The organism is Niveispirillum sp., from assembly GCF_017996735.1.
GTDB lineage: Bacteria > Pseudomonadota > Alphaproteobacteria > Azospirillales > Azospirillaceae > Niveispirillum.
In genome coordinates this window covers 1-21,562 of sequence record NZ_JAGOGJ010000088.1, presented here as the reverse complement: position 1 = coordinate 21,562, position 21,562 = coordinate 1, and the positions used below count along the sequence as shown (strand labels likewise).

The following is a 21,562-nucleotide window of genomic DNA, read 5'->3' as shown; positions in this document are numbered from 1 at the left end:
CCCCGCCCCTAGCGCCGGCACAGGCTCTCCCCCTCGTCATCGCCCAGGCTGTCCAGCACCGTGCGCTGATGCAGGAAACCGTCCTGCGGGGAGACGGAGACCAGCAGTCGGGGAGAGGTGATCAGCACCGGCTGGCGCAATTGTCCGTCCCAGGGGCGGAAGCTCAGCGCCTGGCCCTTGAAGGCGGCCAGGGTGAAGCCGGGGTCCTTCAGCGTTGCCGCCACATCGGCGCCCCTGGCCTTGCCCGCTGCCTCCGTCACGGCGCGCACCGCCGTCCAGGCGGCATAGTCGCGTTCGGTCATCACCCGGCCGGCCAGCGCCTGGAACCGGTTCTGCAACTGTGTCCCGCCCCATTGTTCGAACACCCGTGACCAGGCGGTGGGCGTCAGTTCCGCCGTGCCGGCCACGGGGCGCGGGCGGGCCGTGCGGTAGGACAGGAAATCGCCGAACGCCCCGTCTTCGTCCGCCACGATCAGCACATCATGATCGGCCCCGCGCGTGAAGGTGGACACCACGTCGCGTTCATTGGTGAAGCCGTCATCGGTGCGGGCATGGCCCACATCGAAGGTCCAGTCCTTCTCCTCCACGATCTTCGCCCCCAGCCGTCTGGCGGTGCGGCGGATGGCGTCGGCATAGGGCCTGTCGCCCGGCCCGGACCCCGTGACCAGGAACCAGTTGGTCCAGCGCCGCGTGACCAGATACTGTCCCAGCGCATCGGCCAGCATGCGCCGGCTGGGAATGGTGTGCAGCAGGTTGGCGCGGCACTGGGCGTTGCGCAGCCCATCGTCGCGTGCCCGCACATTGATCACCATCGCCCCCTTCGCCGCCGCCTTGTCCGCCACGCGCAGCAGCGCATCGGCCGGCAGGTCGGCGATGATGAAGCGCACACCGGCATCCAGCAGGGCGGTTACATCCCCTTCCCGCCCCTCCTTCAACGCGAATTCCTGTTTCAGGAAGCGGCCCGTGACATTGCCATCCTGAATGCCCAGGCGCGCGCCCATCAGCGCCCCGTCGCGGATGACGGGGTCCAGGAAGGACAGGGGCGTGGCGGGCGGATCGTCGGTGCCGATGAAGCCGATGGACAGGCGCGTGACGGCGGCCATGGCGGCCGGTTTGGCGGCGGGGTCGGCGGCCAGCACCGGCGACGCACAGCACAGGGCCAGGGCAAGCGACAGGGCGCGCAGCATGGATCATCACCCCCCTTGTCATGCACGGGTCATGGACGCGGATCGTGCCTTCATCGCATAGGCCCGTGCGGGCGCGTGCAACATTGCACTATCGTCTAAGCCCTTGACCGGATACGGCGGCTTGGCAAGAACCCTTCGCCCGCCGTACCATCGCTGGTCCATGCCCCGGCCCGTCGCCGGGACAGACAGAGCCGAGGCCCAGGGGCGCCATGCCGCCAATTCCATCCCGGTCGCTGGTTCGGGCCTGCACATATCTGGCGGACCCGGCGGCGGCCATCGACGAGCTTCACAGCAGCCTGGCGGCGGCCGATCCGGCGCTGATCGTGCTGTTCTGCTCCTCCCACTATGACCTGCCCGCCGTGGCGGCGTCGCTGCGCGCCCGGTTTCCCGGTGTGCCGGCCGTGGGCTGCACGACGTCGGGGGAGCTGACGCCGCTGGGATATATGGATGGCTCGATCACGGCGGTGGCCTTCCCTAAGGGGGATTTCGCGGCGACCGTCGCGCGCTTCGACCATGTCAGCCGGTTTGAGATCGGGGATGCCAAGCCCAAGGTGCGCGAGCTTCTGGCCGAGGCGGAGGATACCGCCATCGAAATGGGGCCGGACGCCCGCCATGTGGCCCTGTTCCTGGTCGATGGCCTGTGCGTGAAGGAGGAACTGATCATCAGCGCCCTGCATGACGCGTTGGGCGGCCTGCCGCTGATCGGCGGGTCGGCGGGCGATGACATGCGGTTCGAGGCCACGCATGTGCTGCATGACGGGGAGTTCCGTGTCGATGCCGGCGTGCTGCTGATCCTGACGACGACGCGGCCCTTCAAGGTGTTCCGCAACCAGCATTTTGTTCATACCGACCAGAAGATGGTGGTCACCCAGGCCGACCCCACCCGCCGCATCGTGACGGAGATCAATGCCGAGCCGGCGGCCCGCGAATATGCCCGCATGGTGGGGCTGGAGGGCGAGCCGCTGACGCCCATGATCTTCGCCTCCTACCCGGTGGTGGTGCGGGTGGGCGGGGAATATTATGTGCGTTCCATCCAGAAGGTGAACGAGGATGAAAGCCTGACCTTCTTCTGCGCCATTGATGAGGGCATCGTGCTGACGGTGGCGACAGGCGTGGATATCGTGCGTAATCTGCAGGAACTGTTCGACGGGTTGACGGCGGAGATCGGCAAGCCCGACCTGATCCTGGGCTTCGACTGTGTTTTCCGCTCGCTGGAGCTGGAGCAGAAGCAGCTTAAACAGGCGGCGTCCAAGGTGCTGGCCAGCCAGAATGTCGTGGGCTTCTGCACCTATGGCGAACAATATAACGCCATGCATGTGAACCAGACCTTCACGGGTCTGGCCATAGGTGCGCGATGAGTGCCCTGCCCGACCCCGCCAATGATCTGCCCACGCCGGAGCAGGAGCGTATCGCACTGCTGGAGCGGGAAAACTGGAAGCTTCGCCGCATCAACAAGGCGCTGATGGACCGGGTCGAACGGTCCATGGATTATCATGGCAGCGCCTTCTCCCTGTTCCAGACGGCCATCGTGCTGGAAAGCCGGGTGCGCGAACGCACCCAGCAGGTGGAAGAAACCCTGCGCGAGCTGGAAGCGTCCAACGGGGAACTGGCGCGCGCCAAGGAAGCGGCGGAAACGGCGCAGACACGGCTGGCCGAGGCCATCGAAAGCGTGAATGAGGGGTTTGCCCTGTTCGATGCCGATGACCGGCTGGTCCTGTGCAACCAGACCTATCTGTCGCTCTGGCCCGCCATTGCCGACCAGATCCGGCCGGGCATCAGCTTTGGCGAGATCGCACGGATGGCGGTGTCGCGCGGGTCGGTCGTGTCCGACGCCGCCGGTCCCGACCGCTGGGTCCGCGAACGGGTGGCACAGCATGCGGGCGCCGATGGCACCCATGTCCATGCCCTGGCCGACGGGCGCTGGATCCAGATCAATGAACGGCGCACCCGCGATGGCGGCATTGTCGGCATCTATACCGACATCACCGATGTCAAGGAACGCGACGCCCGCGACGGGCAGGAACGTATCCGCCTGATCACCGATGCCATGCCGGCCCTGATCGCCTATGTCGATGCGGACGAGATCTACCGTTTCGTGAACCGCCGCTATGGCGAGATGTTCCGCCGTCCCCGGCACGAGATCGTGGGATCGACCATGCGCGAATTGCTGGGGGAGGAGGAATATAGCCGCCGCCGCCCGCATATCGGCACCGTCATGGCCGGCCAGGAAACGCAGTTCGACCTGGAATTTGATACACGGTCCGGCAAACGCTATTCCCAGGCCACCTATGTCCCGCATTTTGCCCCCGACGGTCTGGTGCTGGGTTTCTTCTCCCTGATCCAGGACGTGACGGAACGCCGCCGCGCAGCCGAAGACCTGCGCGAGGCGAATGAGGGGCTGGAACGCCGCGTCGCCGAACGCACCGCCGCCCTGAAGCAGGAAATCACGGAGCGCCAGCAGATCGAGGCCAAGCTGCGCGAGGCGAAAACCGCCGCGGAACAGGCCAACCTGTCCAAGACCAAGTTCCTGGCCGCCGCTAGCCATGATTTGCTGCAGCCTCTGAACGCCGCCCGCCTGTTCGTGTCGGCCCTGACGGAGGGGGAGCACGAGACCGGCACCCGCGTGCTGGTGGAAAAGACCGATGCGGCGCTGTTGTCGGTGGAAGACCTGCTGGAAGCGCTGCTGGATATCTCCAAGCTGGATGCAGGCGTGGTGCAGCCGCAACTGGATGATTTCCCGCTGGCCATGCTGCTGTCCTCCATGCAGGCGGAATATGCGCCGGTGGCCAAGGAACGCGGGCTGGACCTGCGGGTCCTGCCCTGCCGGGCCATCGTGCATACCGACATGCGGCTGCTGCGCCGTATCCTGCAGAATTTCGTCTCCAACGCCCTGCGCTACACCCGCACGGGCCGGGTACTGGTCGGGTGCCGGCGGGTGGCCGATGGGGTGCGGATCGAGGTGCTGGACACCGGTCCCGGCATCCCGGCGGACAAGCTGGACGCGGTATTCGAGGAATTCCGCCGGCTGGAGGGCGACCGTCCGGCCGGTCGCGACCGGGGCATGGGCCTGGGTCTGGCCATCGTGCAGCGGGCGGGCCGCATGCTGAACACGCCCATCACCCTGCGGTCGGTGGTGGGCAAGGGATCGGCCTTCACCGTCACCGTGCCGCTGGGCAGCAAGAAACGCCCGGCCACACCGACACCCGCCCGCAGCAGCATTCCGGCCAGCCCCCTGACGGGGGCCCGCCTGCTGGTCATCGACAATGAACAGGCCATTCTGGACGGGATGGGCGCCCTGCTGCGCGGCTGGGGCTGTCAGGTGCAGGTGGCGCCCTGTGCCGACAGCGCCATGGACGCCCTGCCCGCCCTTGGCGGCTGGCCCGACGTGATCATCGCCGATTACCATCTGGAAAATGGAGCGCTGGGGGTGGACGCCATCGCCCGCATCATCCAGGCGCGCGGCCATGATATCCCCGCCATGGTGATCACCGCCAACCGGACGGCCGATGTGCATGAACGGGTACAGCGCGACGGCTATGCCCTGCTGACCAAACCGGTCAAACCGGCGCAGTTGAGGGCGCTGGTGACGCAGTTGATGGGGTGAGCGGGGGCGTTGTTCCCTCACCCTCCCACCGCTTCGCGGCGGGCCCCTCCCTCTCCCGCTTGGCGGGAGAGGGAGGGGCCCAAGCCTCTCAGGGCTTGGGAGGGTGAGGGTGAGGGGAGCCGCGTCCCCTATGCCGCCATCACCACCCGGTTGCGGCCGTTGGCCTTGGCGCGATAAAGCGCCTGATCGGCGGCGGCGATCAGGGCGGTGCCTTCGCCCGGTTCGGTCAGGGTGGCGGCACCGGCGCTGATGGTGACAAGGTCGCCGTCGGGGCGGGCGGCATGCGGCAGGGACAGGCCGGTCACGGCGCGGCGCAGCCGTTCGGCGGCGATCAGGGCGGCGGACCGGTCGTGGCCCGGCAGCAGGATGGCGAATTCCTCTCCCCCGAAGCGGGCCGCGACCTCTCCGTTGCGGCGCAGGCCGCCGGACAAGGCAGCGGCCACGGCGCGCAGGCAGTCATCGCCCGCCTGATGTCCGTAGAAATCATTGAAGCGCTTGAAATGGTCGACATCGACCAGGACCAGCGACAAGGAACCCGTCCCGCCCTGGGCCAGGCGCTGTGTTTCGTGCAGCAGCGCCCCGTCAAAGGCGCGGCGGTTGGCGATGCCGGTCAGACCGTCCAGCGTGGCAAGGCGCAACAGCGCATCGGTCCGCTGTTTCAGCGCCAGATGCGTGCGCACCCGCGCCTCCACAATATGCGGATGGAAGGGCTTGGTGATGAAATCCACGGCCCCGGCGGCCAGGGCCCTGATCTCCACGTCGACCCCGCGATGGGAGGTGATGAACAGGATGGGCACCGCTTCCATTCCCGGCAGCACCCGCAGGGCGGCGCAGGTCTGGAACCCGTCCATGCCTTCCATTTCCGCGTCCAGCAGCACCAGATCGGGCAGTTCAGCCCGCGCGGCGACCAGGGCATCGGCCCCGCCCGTCGCGAAGCGCACATCCCCCAGGTCACGCACCACCTGCGCCAGAAGGCGGATGGTGCCCACATCGTCATCGACGATCAGGATGCGGGCATCTGCGGAATCATGGACGAAGGGCAGGCCAAGTATCAAACGGGAAACTCCACCTCCAGAAACGCCAGCGCCTCGTCAAAGCGCAACGCCTCCACCAGACCGGAAAGTTCCCGGAACTTGTCTGTCCCCAGCCGTCGGGTCAAGTCATCCTTTCGGTCCGCCAGCGCATCCAGCGCTGTCAGCCGGCGTGTACGCAGGGTGGCGCGCAGATCCTCCAGATCGGGCGGCGCCGCTGTCGGCGCGGTCGCGGGCGGCGGGGTGACAGGGACGGTATCGGCCGGATGCGGCCGGGACCGGGCACGGATGCCCGCCACCAGCATGGTCAGCGCGGCATCCAGGGTCGTCAGGGCGGCGGCATGGTTGCCGGCGGGATCGGCGCGCAGGGCACGTTCCAGGGCGGTTGCCTGTTCGGCAACGGACAGGGCGGAAATATTGCCGGCCGCCCCGCGCAGTTCATGCAGCTTGCGCACGGCCATGTCCGCCTGCCCCTCCGCCAGCCGGGCCGACAGGCGGGCGCCCAGCCCGTCGAACCGCGCCACGAACTGGTCCAGGATGGTTTCCAGCAGTGCGCGGTTGCCCAGCACGCGGCCCATGGCCTGTTCCATGTCGATGCCGGGGATGGGGTCGGGCCGGGCCAGCACGGGCGGCGGCGATACGGGCGTGGGCGGGACCGTCATCAGGCCCGTCGACAGCCAACGGCGCAGCGTGGACAGGAACAGGGCCGGCACGAAGGGCTTGTCGATATGATCGTCCATGCCCGCATCCATGCAGGATTGCAGATCCTGTTCATGCCCCGCCGCCGTCAGGGCCAGGATGGGCAGGTCACGGCCGGCCGGCAGGTCGCGGATGGCGCGCGTGGCCTCCAGCCCGTCCATCACGGGCATCTGCAAATCCATCAGGACAAGATCGAACGTCTCCCGCTCCACGGCGGCCACGGCCTCGGCCCCGTTCACGGCGATGCTGGTGACGGCGCCGGCCCGGTCCAGGAACCCCTTGGCGACGAAGCGGTTCAGCTCATTATCCTCCACCACCAGGATGCGGGCGCCGTCCAGCCCCGACATGTCGTCGAACGGGCTGGCAACCGTGGCGGGCGGGACCGGTCCGCTGGCGCTGGCGGGCGGATCGACGGGCGTCAGGCACAGGTCGATGATGAAGCGGCTGCCCCGTCCCTGGTTGCTTTCGGCGTGGATCGTGCCGTCCATCATCTGTACCAGCCGGTGGGTCAGGGCCAAGCCCAGGCCCGTGCCGCCATGCCGGCGCCGGTGGCTGTCGTCACCCAGGGTGAAGGGCTGGAACAGGCGGGCCACCTGTTCCGGCGGCATGCCGATGCCGGTATCGCTGACCGTGACCGACATCTCCACCGACCCGTCGGGCCGGGCGCCGGTGCGGCGCAGGGCGATGGCAATGGTGCCGGCGGGGGTGAATTTCACGGCATTGCCGACCAGATTGTCCAGGATCTGCCGTACCCGCCCCGCATCGCCCAGTACCCAGTCGGGCAGCGACGGGTCGATGGTAATGTCCAGATCCACCTGCCTTGTGCGCAGCACAGGCCCGAACAGATCGGCCACGGCCCCCACCGGATCGGCCAGCCGGAAGGGCGCGGGTTCCAGCACCAGCAGCCCGGCATCGATGCGCGAATAATCCAGCACGTCGTTGATGATGGCCAGCAGGGCGCTGGCCGACCGGCGGATACTGTCGACATGGGTACGCTGGCTGTCGCTCAGCGGATCGGCCAGCACCAGATGCGCCGACCCGATGATGCCGTTCAGCGGCGTGCGGATTTCGTGTCCCATATTGGCCAGGAAGGCGGACTTGGCCCGGCTGGACGCCTCCGCCCCGGCCAGCGCGTCGCGCAGGCGGGCGGCGTCGCGCACCTGGGACGAAATGTCGGTGGCGATGATCAGGTAACCCGCGATGCCGCCGCCCTTTTCCTGCAGCGTCGTGACGGCCAGCAGCACGGGCAGCCGGCTGCCATCCTTGCGCAGATAGCTCCATTCCCGCGTGTCGATGCCGCCATCCCGCGCCCCGGCCGCCAGCACATCCATGGCCGACAGCAGCGCATGGTCGCCATCGGCCTGGATGGCCTCGCCCCGCGCGCCCAGTTCGGCGGGGTCGTGGAACAGGGCGGGCGTGGCCTTGCCCACCACCTCCTGCGGGGCATAGCCCAGCATGGTTTCGGCCGTCGGGTTGAACAGGGTGATGGTACCCGACCGGTCACAGGTGATGATGGCGGACCCGGCGCAGTGCAGGATGGCATTGCGCAGGGCGGCCAGCGCCTCGATCTCCATGGTCCGGTCGCGCACCTGCCGTTCCAGCCGGCTGTTCAGGTCGCGGATGCCCGCCTCGGCCGCCACCTGTTCGGTGATGTCGCGGATGATCAGGGCCGCCCCGGTCGTCCCGTCGCTGCCGCGCACGGGCGTGGCCGTGATCGACACGTCGATGGTGCGGCCGTCGCGATGCTGGCGCCGGGTGCGCAGGTTGGCCACCGTCTCCCCCCGCGCCACGCGGCCCAGCAACTCCTCCTCCTGGATTTCCAGGCCCGGTGGCACGATCAGGGCTGCGGTCTTCCCGCCAATGGCGTCGCCCGCGTCACGGCCGAACATCCGCGCGGCCGCCGCGTTCCAGCTTGTGACGCGGCCATCATGGGACAGGCCGATGATGGCGTCGCTGGCCCCGTCGACAATGGCGCCCAGCCAGGCGTCGCGGGACATGATCTCCCGGTTGCGGCGCTGCGCCAGCCGGCCCAGGACCAGCAGCAGGGCCACCAGCCCCGTCAGCGGCAGGCCCAGCCCCGCCACCCACAGCCGCACATTATCGGCGCTGCCGGCGATCACCCGGTCGGGAACGGTAATGGCGATGGTCAGGAACCGGCCGGGGTCGCCGCGGTCCAGGGGCACGCGCTGACGCATCACATGCATGAGCCCGTTGGCGGTCTGGAAGGTCGCGGCGCCGACATCCCGGCGCACGCCGTCCTCCAGGGGCTGAAATTCCTCTTCCCAGCGGCGGGGATGGCCCTTGGCCACGCCGAAACCGTGCGACGGGTCGGGATGCAGCAGGAAATTATCCTGCGCATCCAGCAGATAGACATCAAAGATGGGATTGATATCGCTGACCAGATCGGCCATCAGGCCCCTTGCATCCACGGCCAGGGTCACCGCGCCGAAACGGCTGCCGTCGGTCGCCGGTACCGACAGGCCCAGCCGCAGCAGCGGACGCGCCGGGTCGGTGATGCGCCCGTCCGGATCGCGGGCCAGATCCAGGTCGGCGACCAGCACGTCATCCACCGTCCGCTTGGCCAGAAGCGCCAGCAGGTCCAGGTCCGGGTGTTTTGCCTCTTCAGGGCCCGTGGTGCGGGTCTGGCCTTCCTGGCTTTCCACGGCCACGATGGGCGCGGCCTGCCGCACCGACAGCAGGGCCAGCCGCTCCACCCCGGGCCGGGACAGCGAAAAGCCCGCGAAGATCGATTCCAGCCGCCGCTGCCACAAGGCGGCCGCGGTCTTTTCCCGCGCGTCGAAACCGCCATCGGCATCGGCCCGCACCAGACCCGGCACGGGCGGCGTCTGCGACAGGAAGCGCAACTGCACCCGCAGATCCTCCAGCGTGCGGGACAGGATCCCGACGCGCTGCAACAGCACGGTGCGCAGCCGCACATCCATTTCCGCCTGATAGCGGGCGCGCTGCTCGTTGCCGGCGACGAACGCGGTGGCCAGCACCAGCAGCATCAACGCCGCCGTCAGCAGCAGGATGATGCGCGGACGCGGTCCGCCCTCTCTGGTGAGGTAGGAAATCTGCAAGACGGCACCCCTTGGGCACGGCGGACAGGGCCGCCGTAAACTCATTCTTCTGTATGCCAGTTGTCGCTTTTCCTTGCAGCAAGGATAGATATCCAGGCGGGTAGGGGTTACCCCAGAAGTGTTGCAAGTTCCGCAATGGCGGGATGGTCGAAGCACCCCGCCGGCAGGCGCGGCAGGGTCAGGACCGGCAGACCGTCCAGGAACGGGGCCAGGGCCGCCACCGTATCGTCCGGCGGCACCGTCCCGCCCGGTGTTTGCGACAGGACAAGGGCCGCCACACGCAGCCCGCGTGCCCGCAGAACGGCGTGCGCCGTCAGGATATGGCTGATCGTGCCCAGATAGGTGCCGGCCACCAGGATCACCGGCAGCCCCAGTTCCGCCATCCAGTCCAGGACCGTGCACCCGTCATCCACCGGCGCCATGACACCGCCCACCCCCTCCACCAGCAGGGGGCCTTTCGTCTCGGCCACGCGGCGGCGGCAGGCCGACAGCATGGCCGTATAGGGCACCAGCCGCCCCTCCTTGCGCGCCGCCATGTTGGGGGCCAGCGGTGCGGCAAAACGCCAGGGGGAGACGCGGTCGAGCGTATCGGCCGTCAGATCCAGGCCCATGGCCTCGATCAGGGCGGCGGGATCGCTGCCCGCCGGATCATCGGGATCAATGCCGCTGACCAGCGGCTTGAACGCATCAGGCACCAGCCCCGCCCCCCGCCAGTGCCGCAACAGACAGGCGCTGACAAAGGTCTTGCCGATATCGGTGCCGGTGGCGGTGACAAAATGGGCGGGCATGGTGGAGGGGTCCATCGTGGGCTGGGCCTGTTTTGATAGGCCAGCAATGTCCGTTCAGACAAGCGTCGACGTCCGAACCAACTTGTATTCCCTTCCGGGTTTAATGATTATTGTTTGAGAACAGCAACATACCAACTTTTCACCGGCCGTTGGTTCAAACCATCCACGGCCCTGACGGGCGGGGGCTTTCACGAAGGAGCGAGCAAAGGGACGGCATTGCTTCAATGCAGGCATGGCCTCAGATTCTGAAGAGGTGGCGCCGCATGTGGCGTCAACCTCAGCCGCGCTACCCCCCTTTCCCTCAACCCCCCCATGCGCGACGGGGACGGCTGTCCTGCATTTGGGTCCTGACAGGGTCGTGTAACAGGTTTTATACCACTAGCCGGAACCCGCTTTTCCTGTTGAAGGGATGAGAGATGAGCATCGCCGCCACCGCCCCGCACGCCGCCCTGGCCGGTAATCCGATCCGCAATGATTGGAGCCAGGCCGAGGTGGAGGCCCTGTTCAACCTGCCCTTCATGGATCTGCTGTACCGGGCGCAGACGTTGCACCGGCAGTTCTTCGACCCGAACGAGGTGCAGATTTCCACCCTGCTGTCGATCAAGACCGGCGGTTGCCCGGAAGATTGCAACTACTGCCCGCAATCGGCGCAGTTCGACACGGGCCTGAAGGCATCCAAGCTGATGCAGGTGGAAAAGGTGCTGGCCGAGGCGCGGGCCGCCAAGGAGCAGGGCGCCTCGCGCTTCTGCATGGGGGCCGCCTGGCGGTCGCCCAAGGATCGTGACCTGGACACGGTCTGCGCCATGGTGGAAGGCGTGAAGGCCATGGGCATGGAGACCTGCGTCACGCTGGGCATGCTGCGCCCCGATCAGGCCCAGAAGCTGAAGGAAGCGGGTCTGGATTATTACAACCACAATCTGGACACCTCGCCGGAGCATTACGGCAACGTCATCACCACCCGTTCCTATCAGGACCGGCTGGACACGCTGGACGCGGTGCGCAGCGCCGGCATCAATGTCTGCTGCGGCGGCATCATGGGTCTGGGCGAGGGGCGCGAGGATCGCGCCAGCCTGATCCGCACGCTGGCCACCCTGCCCCAGCATCCGGACAGCGTGCCGATCAACCTGCTGGTCAAGGTGGAGGGCACGCCGCTGGATCAGGCCGATCAGGTCGACCCCATCGAATTCGTGCGCACCATCGCCGTTGCCCGCATCACCATGCCGGCCAGCGTCGTCCGCCTGTCGGCGGGGCGCGAGGACATGACGGATGAGATGCAGGCCCTTTGCTTCGCCGCCGGCGCCAATTCCATCTTCTATGGCGAACGGCTGCTGACCACGCCGAACCCGGCGCAGCAACGCGACGTGAAGCTGTTCCAGAAGCTGGGCCTGCGGTCGATGCAGGTCGAGGTGGAAGCGGACGCCTGCGAATGACCGGAGCGGCGGCGCCCGGCTGGCTGACGGACGGGATGCGGCATGTCTGGCTGCCCTACAGCCAGATGAAGCATGCCGATCCGCCCCTGCCCGTGGTGGCGACGGAGGGCACGCGCATCCATCTGGCCGACGGGCGCGTGCTGATCGATGGGATCGCAAGCTGGTGGACGGCCTGCCACGGCTATAACCACCCGCATCTGCGCGCGGCCCTGGAACAGCAGGCGGCGCGCCTGCCGCATGTGATGTTCGGCGGCCTGAGCCATGAGCCGGCCCTGCGGTTGGCCACGCGGCTGGCCGCCCTGCTGCCCGGCGATCTGGAGCGGGTATTCTTCGCCGAAAGCGGGTCGGTGGCCGTGGAGGTCGCCATGAAGATGGCGATCCAGTACTGGCTGAACAAAGGGGAACGGGGGCGGACAAAGCTTCTGTCCTTCACCGGCGGCTATCACGGCGACACCATCGCCACCATGGCCGTCTGCGACCCCGAGGAAGGGATGCATTCCCTGTTCACCGGGCTGCTGCCGGACCATTTCGTGCAGCCGCTGCCGCGTGACGCGGAAAGCCTGGCGGCGCTGGAAACGTTTCTGGACCGTCATGCGGGGCAGATCGCGGCCATCCTGGTGGAACCGCTGGTCCAGGGGGCGGGCGGCATGGTCTTCCATGACGCGTCGGTCCTTCGCACCCTGCGGACCCTGGCCGACCGCTATGGCATCCTGTTGATCTTTGACGAGATTTTCACGGGCTTTGGCCGGACGGGGACCCTGTTCGCCTGTCAGGCGGCCGGCGTGGTGCCCGATATCGTGACCCTGTCCAAGGCGCTGACCGGCGGCACCCTGCCCCTGTCGGCCACCGTTGCCAGCGCCCGTGTTTTCGATGCCTTCTGGTCCGACGATCCGATGGCGGCCCTGATGCATGGGCCGACCTATATGGGCAATGCGCTGGCCTGTGCCGTCGCCAATGCCTCGATCGATCTGTTCGAATCACACGACCGTATGGCGCAGGTGGCTTCCATCGCCGGCTGGCTGTCCACGGGGCTGGAGCCCTGCCGGGGCCTGCCCGGCGTCACGGATGTGCGGGTTCTGGGCGCCATCGGCGTGGTGCAAATGGATAGGATCAGGGATTTGCGGGCCCTGAAACGACTTTTGGTGGCCGAGGGGGTGTGGATCCGGCCATTCCGCGATATTCTCTACCTAACGCCGGCCTTCACGGCGACAGAGGGGGATGTGATGCGTCTGACGGGGGCCATCGCCCGCGTTCTTGAACGGGGTCATCCATGAGCGGCGCCGCCGGCTGGCTGGATATGCTGGCGGCCCAGGCGCTAGACGCGCTGGAGCTTTCCGGCCGCCGCCGGACCTTGCGCGCCTATGATCGCGACGGCATCCGCCTGCGCCTGCCCGATGGCAATGTACTGGTCGATGTGGCGTCGAACGATTATCTGGGTCTGGCCCAGGACCCCGGCATCATCGACCGCGCCGCCGAATATGTGGCCCGGTTCGGGGCCGGCAGCGGCGCCTCGCGTCTGGTCTGCGGCACCCTGACCGCCCATCGCGAGGTGGAGGAAAAGCTGGCCGCCTTCCTGGGTACCGAGGCGGCGCTGCTGTTCGGCACCGGGTTCCAGGCCAATGCCACCCTGTTGCCGGCCCTGGCCGAACTGCTGGGGGCGGAGACGGAATTGCTGGTCGACCGGCTGTCCCATGCCAGCATCCTGAACGGCGCCTTCACACAGGGGGTGAAGGCCAAGCGGTTCCGGCATAATGACCTGAACCATCTGGAAGATCTGTTGAAGGACGGGTCCGGCCCGCGCCTGGTGGTGACGGAATCGGTGTTCAGCATGGATGGCGACCGCGCCGACATTGCCGCCATCGCCGATCTGGCCGACCGTTATGGCGCGCCAATCTATCTGGACGAGGCGCATGCCATCGGCGTTCTGGGGCCGGAGGGGCGCGGGCTGGCGGCGGAGCTGCCGGGCCGGGTGGCCGTAACCATGGGCACGTTGGGCAAGGCGTTCGGCGGCTTTGGCGCCTATGTCGCGGGATCGCGCCTGCTGATCGATTACCTGACCAACCGTTGCGCCGGGTTCCTTTACACCACGGCCCCGCCGCCGGCGGTGCTGGGGGCGCTGGATGCGGCGCTGGATGTGATCCCGTCGCTGGATATGGAACGCATGCGGCTGGCCAGCATGGGCGATGCGGTGCGCATGGCGGTGCAGGGTATCGGCTATGACACGGGCGCCAGCAGCACCCAGATCATCCCCGTCATCGCCGGCACGGAACAGGCGGCACTCGGCCTGCAGCAGATAGTGGAGATGGCGGGCTTCCTGGCCGTCGCCATCCGCCCGCCGACGGTGCCCGCCGGTACGGCGCGGCTGCGCCTGTCGCTGTCGGCGGCGCTGGACGACCATACGGCCGGGCAGTTGCTGACCGTCCTGTCCTGTCTGCCGCCGCCGGGCATGGGATTGCCCTGATGTCCCGTCCCCTGTTCCTGTTCGTGCATGGCTGGGCCGGCACACCCCGCCTGTGGGACGGGGTGTGTGCGGCGTTGATGGCGCGGGGGGTGGCAGCGGGGGATATGGTGGTGATGGGTGGCGGGGAGCCTGGTGCCGTCGCCCTGCCATTGGCTGACGGGTCTGGCGCCCTCACCCTCCCAAGCCCTGACGGGCTTGGGCCCCTCCCTCTCCCACTGCGTGGGCGAGGGGCGGAACTTTGCACGGCCTCTGATATCGCCCCTCGCCCGCTTGCGGGAGAGGGAGGGGCCCATCGCGGTAGCGATGGGAGGGTGAGGGTTGGCATCGCCGAAAGGCGGCCCATCATCGGCGTCGGCCATTCCCTGGGGGCGGCCTGGCTGCTTTCCCATGGCCCGGCCCTGGCCGGCTTCGTCGCCATCAACGGCTTCACCCGGTTCAGTAGCGCCGCCGATTTCCCCGCCGGCACCCCTGGCCGTGTGCTGGCCACCATGCGCCGCCGGCTGCTGGCCGACCCCGCTGCCGTGCTGGCGGATTTCCATGCCCGTGCCGGCCTGCCGCTGCCTGCGGGTCCGTATAATGCCGACACCCTGGCCCAGGGTCTGGACCTGCTGGGCGCCATCGACGCGCGGCGGGCATTCGGAGATTTTGCCAGCCCCCATCTGGCCCTGTGCGGCGATGCCGATGCCATCGTGCCGGCGGCCCATTCGGCCGAATGTTTCCCCGATCCGGTGATGGTGGCGGGGGCGGGGCATGGCCTGCCGGTCACGCATCCGGCATTGTGCGCCGATCATATCCTGGCCCTGGCGGCGCGATGCTGACGGGGGTGGACAAGCGGGTCGTGGCCGGGCGCTTTGCCGCCGCCGCGGGGCGTTATGACGCGTCGGCCCGCGTCCAGGCGCGCATCGCCACGGCCCTGGCCGACCGGCTGACCGCCCTGCCCCTGTGCGATGGTGCGCGGGCGCTGGAAATCGGCTGCGGCACGGGGCTGCTGACGGCCGTGTCGCTGGCCCGGTTGCCGCGTGTGGGTTCCTGGCTGGCGACCGACATCGCGCCGTCCATGGTGTCGGCCTGCCGCCGCCGCCTGTCGCAGGATCCGCGCCTGACCGTGGCGGCCATGGATGGGGAGGCGCCTGCCGTCACCGGTCCCTTCGACCTGATCTGTTCCAGCCTGGCGCTGCAATGGTTTCCCGATGCGGCGGGCGCGCTGTCGGCCTGGCGCCGGCTGCTGGCACCGGGCGGGGTGCTGCTGGTCGCCACGCTGGGCGTGGATACGTTCGCACAATGGCGGGCGGCACTGGCCGCCGCCGGGGCGCCGGGGGCGGGTCCAGCCTATCCGGACGGGGACACCCTGTCGCACTGGCTGGGTGCCGGCGGGCGGGTGGAACGGCAGGATTTCATCGAACACCATGCCGATGCCCGCCATTTCCTGCATTCCCTTCGCGGGATCGGGGCGGATTATGCGCCGGGCCGCGTGGCGCCCGTCACCCTGCGCCGGGCCATGCGCCTGCTGGAGGCGACCCGGCCGGTCGACATCACCTATGATGTGCGCTGGCTGCTGGCATTGTAGCCGCGATTCTGCGGATCGGCCAGGAAGCCCAGATTGGCCGCCCGCACCTTCGCCCCCTCCTCGTCATAGAGAAAGGGCAGGAAGGCGTAGCGCACGCCTTTGGTCACCGGCCGTGCCTCATGCAGCAGCGAACAGGAGAAGGCGACGGCCCCGCCCGTCGGTGCCCGATAGGTGCGGGGGCCGAATTCCGGGAAACACAGTTCCCCGCCCTCGAACTCTTCGGCGTTCAGATTGATGGTGATGGCAAAGCGGCGGTGGGCGGTGCCGCGCGTGGTATTGTCGCGATGGGCCCGGAAAAAGCCCCGCTCCTGCGCGTCATAGCAGGCCACGATATAGCGTTCCATGCGTGTCGCCGTGAATTGCAGCGCCCGGGTCAGCATGGGCAGCAGCCTCTGTTCCATGCGGATGCGGGCCTGCGCCATCACATCGGGATCGGTGATCAGCATGTCGCGGCGGCGTTTGAAATTATGGTCGATGACACCGACCGTCTTACCGTTCTGTTCGCGCATATAGCCGGAATCCTCGCCGCCATCGGCCTGATACAGCGCGATCAGATGCTGGCAGAATTCCGGTTCGAACACGCCCGGCAGGACCAGGACGGGGGCCGGTGCATCGGCGGGACCGGCCAGCCCGGCCAGCGGCAATCGCCGCACCCGGGCCAGCAGTTCCGCCCCCGCCGACAGGGGCGCCCGCATCATGATCCGCATCAGCGTATCGATGACGACCCAGCCCCCCTCCGCGCCGATGCCATAGGCGCGGGTGATGGCCATCCCCGGCATTTCCTGGAAGACGCGCAGATGCGGCCACAGCGCCTGACTTGCCACCGCGTCGTCGGGCTGCATCACGCCGAACCCGATGCAATGCCGGTCATGCACGCCCTTGACCCATTCCGCCAGCATCGCCATCGCGGTGGTGCCCGCCGCCTTGTCGATGCCGGGGAAACACAGGATCACGTGCCGCCCGCCCAGGCTGGACAAATGGAACTGCTGGATCTCGCCACAACGCGTGTTGAACCAGGGCGCCAATTCACCGATGCCGGGGCGGGGTTGCTGTGACAGGGTCAGGTCCATGATCTTCGAACAGGGTTGACGGGAGGCGGAGGGTCAATCCCGCGTCTGCACGCGGGGGGTGAAAAGGTGCCACGGCCCGCGAAGGGGCATGTCGGGCCGTGGCATACCGGCGGCCAGCCACTCCAGCAGGGCAGCGAGGAGCAGCAGGGCAGTAAGGCCGCCGGTATTGATCAGGGCGACGCGCGCCCAGGTGGGATCGGGCCATGCCGTCAGGGCAAGGTGGCCCGCAAAACTGAGAACGGCGCCCAGGGCGAAGACGGGCAACGGGTGCCGCCCCGCCAGCCGCAACGGCGTCAGCCAGCCGCTATGCAGAACCGGTGCTGTCGCCGGCAGGAACCGCACCACCAGATGCGCCAGCGCCAGGATATGCAGCAGCCTTTGCCAGCCGAGCGCATCCTTGGCCCCCTGCGGCATGGTCAGGGCCGCGGGCAGCGGGGTGCCGAAGCCAAGCTGCCGCCAGGGTTCCAGCACCAGAAGCCCGATCAGGACCCAGGCGATCGCCGCCCCGTCCAGAAGGGGGGATTGTGGCCAGGCCAGTCCGCGTTTGACGCCGACGCCGATGCACAGGCCGATGCAGAACAGGAACTGCCAGGCCAGCGGATTGAACATCCAGCGTTCGCCATCGAACCCGGCCGACAGGTTGGCCCCCGTCAGTTGCACCCAGCCCCAGACCAGGCCCGACGGCACCAGCACCAGCCACAGCCCGCGCGCCGCCAGGGGCAGCAGCAGCGTGCTGACCAGCATCAGCGGAACATAGGTGGCCAGGATGTCGGCATAGCCGGGCAGATATTGCAGCGCGAACAGGGCCGGCAGCGCCGCGACGGTATTTTCCAGCAACGGTTCTATGCCCAGATGCCAGAGGATGGACCGGTCCCCCGTGACGGCGAACGCCGCCGCCCCGCTGGCCGACAGCGCCAGCGCCAGCAGCAGATAGGAGCGGTAGAGCCGGAATGACCGGCCCGCCAGCCGCATCGCCATGCGCGGCCAGCCATGCCGCGCCTGATACCCCCAATAGCCAAGGGCCATCGACAGCCCGGCCAGCAGCATGAACAGTTCGGCCGCATCGGAAAAACCCAGCCAGGCCCAGGTCAGGAACCGGGCGGGATTGCCGGGTATATGGTTGATGAAGATGGCCAGCAGCGCCGCCCCCCGGAACAGGTCGATGCGCGGATCGCGCGCGGGGCGGATCTGGCTGGACATATCGGTGGAGGGGCGCGGCGCGATGCGGGTCATGGCAGGTAAACGCCTGTCCCCAACCCTTCATCCCGCCCTTTTGATTTTTTTATGCGGAATGTTTCAGCGGGCTGTGGCGCGACCCTGCTGCCGAGTGCCAAGTAGCAGCGAAACCGGAAACCTATACGAGCTCTCAGCGTGTCTCGATAGGGTTCACACCGGTTTCGTACGCTGTCTTGGAGCGCTTAATAGAACCCTATTGAGACGCGGAAAGCGTATCAATATCTCACCTTCAGGGTCCCTGCTCCTTTAGGTCAGCCTGATTGAGGGTATAGTTCATAGAACTCTGCTGAGCGCCACCGTGCCGTAATCTCGAATCTTAATAATGTTTGCGGCGTTTCGTCCTTGCGCACTGCGTTTTGAGTCCGTGGTCCATACGGGTGCTCCTATCATGGCGTCTGTGTCTTGCAGGGAGTCCAGCCGCTCCATGATCAGATAAAGCCCTGTTCTGCTTAGCGCGTAGCACGCACCGAAAATTGCCGCTCTTTCGGTTTCAGCAATTTGTGACCAAATAATCCACTCAGTGAAATTTGATATGTACGGTGGATACTTCCCCTTTTTTATTACAAGAGAATTTTCCCCATCATAGGCATAAACTATTCTGGCAGATCCCTCTTCAATCTTGGCCCCCAGGACCGCCTCTACGTTTTCCTCTTCGACCAATCCCGATAGGGCCATAACAAAGTCCTCTAATCTGTGCTGCCTCTACCTTACCTAGGTTTCCGGGGCCTCCGCTACTCAGACCCTATTACCCGAACCGCGACAGGTCGAACGGGGCCGGTCCCCTGCCCTGCCCCACCGCCATGTCCGCCACGATCCGGCCCGTGACGGGACCCAGCGTCAGGCCCAGATGCTGGTGCCCGAAGGCATAGAGCAGGTTGGGCGCACGGGCCGAGCGGCCGATGGCGGGCAGATAGTCGGGCAGGGTCGGGCGGCACCCCACCCATTCCGCCCCCGGCAGGGCGAAGGGCAGGTCCAGGGAGCGGATGCGGCCGCGCAGCCTTTCCCATTTCATGCGATCGGGCGGGCTGTCGGGATGGCTGAACTCCACGAAGCTGGAGGCCCGCAGATAGTCACGGAACCGTGTGACGATCAGGGCCCGGTCTTCGAACACCAGCGGCGGCAGGTCGGCGGGCCAGTCACCGGGATGGGTGTGCAGATGATATCCCCGCTCCGCGATCATCGGCACCGTGTGGCCCAACCCCTCCATCAGCGGTCGGCTGGCCACGCCGGCGGCCATGACCACCATGTCGGGCGCCAGTTCGGCCCCGCTTTCCACCACCACCCGCGCGCGGCCGCCGGCCAGCGGCAAGCCGACGGCACGCCCGTGCAGCATAACGCCGCCCCGTTCCAGGAACCGGCCGCGCAGGGCATCGAACAGCCGGTCATGCCCGGCAATATGCCCGCTGCCCAGGAACCGCACGGCCCCCGCCGGCACCCGGCCCAGCAGGCGGGCCAGGTCCGCCCCCTCCCCCGCTGTCAGCGGCCGATACCGCGCCGTGCCATGGTCGCCCCTTTCCAGCCGGGCCAGGCCGCGCGCCGCACTGTCGCCCGTATCCCAGATCACGTAATGCCCGTCGCGGATCAGCAGGTCGGGCCGCCCCAGCCCGGAAACCAGCGCTTCCCAGGCCGGCATGGCCTCGGCCACCAATGCTTTCAGTGCCGCCTTGCCCGCGCGGAACCGGTCCGGCCGCGATGCCAGGGCCAGACGCAGGCCGAAGGGCAGCCAGTGGCGGATATCGCGCAACGGCAATGACAGCGCATCATCCCGCGCCAGCAACCGACCCGGCACGGCGCGCAGGCTGGCCGGGCTGGCCAGCGGTTCCACCTGTTCCACCGCGATATGCCCGGCATTGCCCCAGGAGGCGGGCTTTACCGCCGCCCCCTCATCCAGCAGCGTCACGGTCAGACCGCGATCCTGCAGCGCCAGCGCCGAGCAGAAGCCCAGCACCCCGCCACCCACCACCAGGACCCCGTTCATCATCTGCTCCCCTTCCGCTGACGCCGAATATACGGTATACGATCCATGGCGCAAGGCGGGATCGAGCTTATCGGACAGGCTGTTTAAGCCGCCCTTTCCCCATTATGCTTTCGCCCACCAAGGGGCGGCACTGGACATGCCGCCCTCTTCGCTGCGTGAGCGTCTCCCGATACGGGAGATGCTCGGGCGGTGACTGCGGGAACGGAATATGGAGATATCTATGAGCATCGGGGGTTCCACGGCGGCGGCGGAACTGGCGGCCCTTTCCGCCATCGACCATGGCCAGACCCGCCCGCCCGCCATCCGGCCGGCCGACCATGTTGCGCGCCTGGAACAGGCCGCCCGCCTGATGGCGGAGATGCGGGCCGGCACGCTGCTGATCGGGGCGGGCGCCAGCCTGCGCTATTTCACCGGTGTGGCCTGGGGGGCCACGGAACGGCTGGTGGCGCTGCTGTTGCGCAAGGGCCGCCGGCCCGCCATGATCTGCCCCGCCTTTGAGCTGGGCTCCCTGAAGGAAGCGCTGGCCATTGATGCCGACATCCTGTTGTGGGAGGAGGACGAGAACCCGGCCGACTTGCTGGCCAGCGCCGTCGCAGGGTATGAGACCCTGGCGCTGGACCCCGCCGCCCCCTTTGTCCTCTACGCCCGCCTGCGCGAGGCGGCCCCCACCCTGAAGGTGGTGGATGCCAGCCCTATCGTCGATGGCTGCCGGGGCCGCAAGTCCGATGCCGAACTGGCGCTGCTATCCTATGCCAAGGGCAAGACGCTGGACATCCACCGCCGCGCCGCCGCCATCCTGCGCCCCGGCATCCGCGCCAGCGACGTGAAGCGTTTCATCGATCAGGCGCACCGCGCCGTGGGGTCGGACAATGGCTCCACCTTTTGCGCGGTACAGTTCGGCCGCGCCACCGCCTTCCCCCACGGGCTTCCCGGTGATCAGGAACTGGCCGAGGGCGATATCGTCCTGATCGATACGGGCTGTCAGGTGGAGGGCTACCATTCCGACATCACCCGCACCTATGTCTATGGTGAGCCCACGGCGGAGCATCGCCGCATCTGGGCCATCGAGCATGAGGCCCAGGAAGCCGCCTTCGCCGCCGCCCGCCCCGGCCGCACCTGCGAAAGCGTCGATGATGCCGCCCGCGTCGTGCTGGAACGCTATGGCCTCGGCCCCGATTACAAACTCCCCGGCCTTCCCCACCGCACCGGCCACGGCATCGGCTTGCAGATCCATGAAGGCCCCTATCTGGTGCGCGGCGACAAAACCGTGCTGGCGCCCGGCATGTGCTTTTCCAACGAGCCGATGATTGTGATCCCCGACACGTTCGGCGTGCGGCTGGAGGATCACATGTACATCACGCAGGATGGGGCGGCGTGGTTTACTGAGCCGTCTGTGTCGATTGAGCGGCCGTTTGGGTGAGGGGGCCGGGG

The 21,562-nt window shown here is 67.7% G+C and carries 16 protein-coding genes; 8 read left to right on the top strand and 8 right to left on the bottom strand.

Going from position 1 to position 21,562, the window contains the following annotated elements; genetic code table 11:
- Positions 1-8 precede the first annotated feature (8 nt).
- Positions 9-1,187 carry an ABC transporter substrate-binding protein gene (locus KBA48_RS22625; protein WP_292910634.1) on the bottom strand — a complete coding sequence of 393 codons (1,179 nt, stop codon included), beginning with the start codon at positions 1,185-1,187 and terminating at the stop codon, positions 9-11.
- A 209-nt stretch (positions 1,188-1,396) separates the two neighbouring features.
- Between KBA48_RS22625 and nosP the strand changes: the two genes are divergently transcribed.
- Together nosP and KBA48_RS22615 are read left to right on the top strand one after the other, a co-directional pair.
- Positions 1,397-2,545: a nitric oxide-sensing protein NosP gene (gene nosP, locus KBA48_RS22620; RefSeq protein WP_292910633.1), complete on the top strand. Its 1,149-nt coding sequence runs from the start codon at positions 1,397-1,399 to the stop codon at positions 2,543-2,545.
- On the top strand, positions 2,542-4,791 hold the full coding sequence (locus tag KBA48_RS22615) for a PAS domain-containing hybrid sensor histidine kinase/response regulator (RefSeq protein ID WP_292910632.1): 2,250 nt from the start codon (positions 2,542-2,544) through the stop codon (positions 4,789-4,791). The genes nosP and KBA48_RS22615 overlap by 4 nt, the downstream gene beginning before the upstream one ends.
- Positions 4,792-4,919: 128 nt before the next feature.
- Here the strand turns inward: KBA48_RS22615 and KBA48_RS22610 are convergent, their stop codons facing one another.
- The 3 genes from KBA48_RS22610 to bioD all read right to left on the bottom strand — a co-directional run bounded on the left by KBA48_RS22610 (position 4,920) and on the right by bioD (position 10,389).
- Positions 4,920-5,846 (bottom strand): diguanylate cyclase, encoded by a 927-nt coding sequence (locus KBA48_RS22610; protein ID WP_292910631.1) that lies wholly within the window; start codon positions 5,844-5,846, stop codon positions 4,920-4,922.
- Positions 5,843-9,601, bottom strand: a complete 3,759-nt coding sequence (locus KBA48_RS22605) for a PAS domain S-box protein (protein ID WP_292910630.1) — start codon at positions 9,599-9,601, stop codon at positions 5,843-5,845. Before KBA48_RS22605 ends, KBA48_RS22610 begins: the two co-directional genes overlap by 4 nt.
- Before the next feature lie 107 nt (positions 9,602-9,708).
- A complete protein-coding gene (gene bioD / locus KBA48_RS22600) occupies positions 9,709-10,389 on the bottom strand; it encodes a dethiobiotin synthase (RefSeq protein ID WP_292910629.1) in 681 nt (226 codons plus the stop codon).
- A 416-nt stretch (positions 10,390-10,805) separates the two neighbouring features.
- Here bioD and bioB point away from each other — a divergent pair, with 416 nt between their 5' ends.
- The 5 genes from bioB (at position 10,806) to KBA48_RS22575 (ending at position 15,847) form a co-directional block, all read left to right on the top strand.
- Positions 10,806-11,819, top strand: a complete 1,014-nt coding sequence (gene bioB / locus KBA48_RS22595) for a biotin synthase BioB (RefSeq protein ID WP_292910628.1) — start codon at positions 10,806-10,808, stop codon at positions 11,817-11,819.
- Positions 11,816-13,093 carry an adenosylmethionine--8-amino-7-oxononanoate transaminase gene (locus KBA48_RS22590; protein WP_292910627.1) on the top strand — a complete coding sequence of 426 codons (1,278 nt, stop codon included), beginning with the start codon at positions 11,816-11,818 and terminating at the stop codon, positions 13,091-13,093. Before bioB ends, KBA48_RS22590 begins: the two co-directional genes overlap by 4 nt.
- Positions 13,090-14,280, top strand: a complete 1,191-nt coding sequence (locus KBA48_RS22585) for an 8-amino-7-oxononanoate synthase (RefSeq protein WP_292910626.1) — start codon at positions 13,090-13,092, stop codon at positions 14,278-14,280. Before KBA48_RS22590 ends, KBA48_RS22585 begins: the two co-directional genes overlap by 4 nt.
- A 311-nt stretch (positions 14,281-14,591) precedes the next feature.
- Positions 14,592-15,098, top strand: a complete 507-nt coding sequence (locus tag KBA48_RS22580; RefSeq protein ID WP_292910625.1) for an alpha/beta fold hydrolase — start codon at positions 14,592-14,594, stop codon at positions 15,096-15,098.
- Positions 15,092-15,847, top strand: a complete 756-nt coding sequence (locus KBA48_RS22575) for a methyltransferase (RefSeq protein WP_292910624.1) — start codon at positions 15,092-15,094, stop codon at positions 15,845-15,847. The genes KBA48_RS22580 and KBA48_RS22575 overlap by 7 nt, the downstream gene beginning before the upstream one ends.
- Here the strand turns inward: KBA48_RS22575 and KBA48_RS22570 are convergent.
- From KBA48_RS22570 to KBA48_RS22555, 4 genes are all read right to left on the bottom strand, one after another.
- A complete protein-coding gene (locus tag KBA48_RS22570) occupies positions 15,817-16,917 on the bottom strand; it encodes a 2OG-Fe(II) oxygenase (RefSeq protein WP_292910623.1) in 1,101 nt (366 codons plus the stop codon). The two genes, KBA48_RS22575 and KBA48_RS22570, sit on opposite strands and share 31 nt — an antisense overlap.
- A gap of 33 nt (positions 16,918-16,950) precedes the next feature.
- The gene (locus KBA48_RS22565; protein ID WP_292910622.1) at positions 16,951-18,150 is read right to left on the bottom strand and encodes an OpgC family protein; all 1,200 of its coding nucleotides are present in this window, start codon (positions 18,148-18,150) and stop codon (positions 16,951-16,953) included.
- 276 nt (positions 18,151-18,426) lie between these two features.
- Complete coding sequence (locus KBA48_RS22560) at positions 18,427-18,828, bottom strand: hypothetical protein (RefSeq protein ID WP_292910621.1); 402 nt, start codon at positions 18,826-18,828, stop codon at positions 18,427-18,429.
- Positions 18,829-18,898: 70 nt separating this feature from the next.
- Positions 18,899-20,134 (bottom strand): FAD-binding oxidoreductase, encoded by a 1,236-nt coding sequence (locus KBA48_RS22555; RefSeq protein WP_292910620.1) that lies wholly within the window; start codon positions 20,132-20,134, stop codon positions 18,899-18,901.
- A 217-nt stretch (positions 20,135-20,351) separates the two neighbouring features.
- Between KBA48_RS22555 and KBA48_RS22550 the strand changes: the two genes are divergently transcribed.
- Positions 20,352-21,551 carry a Xaa-Pro peptidase family protein gene (locus tag KBA48_RS22550; RefSeq protein ID WP_292910619.1) on the top strand — a complete coding sequence of 400 codons (1,200 nt, stop codon included), beginning with the start codon at positions 20,352-20,354 and terminating at the stop codon, positions 21,549-21,551.
- Positions 21,552-21,562 lie beyond the last annotated feature (11 nt).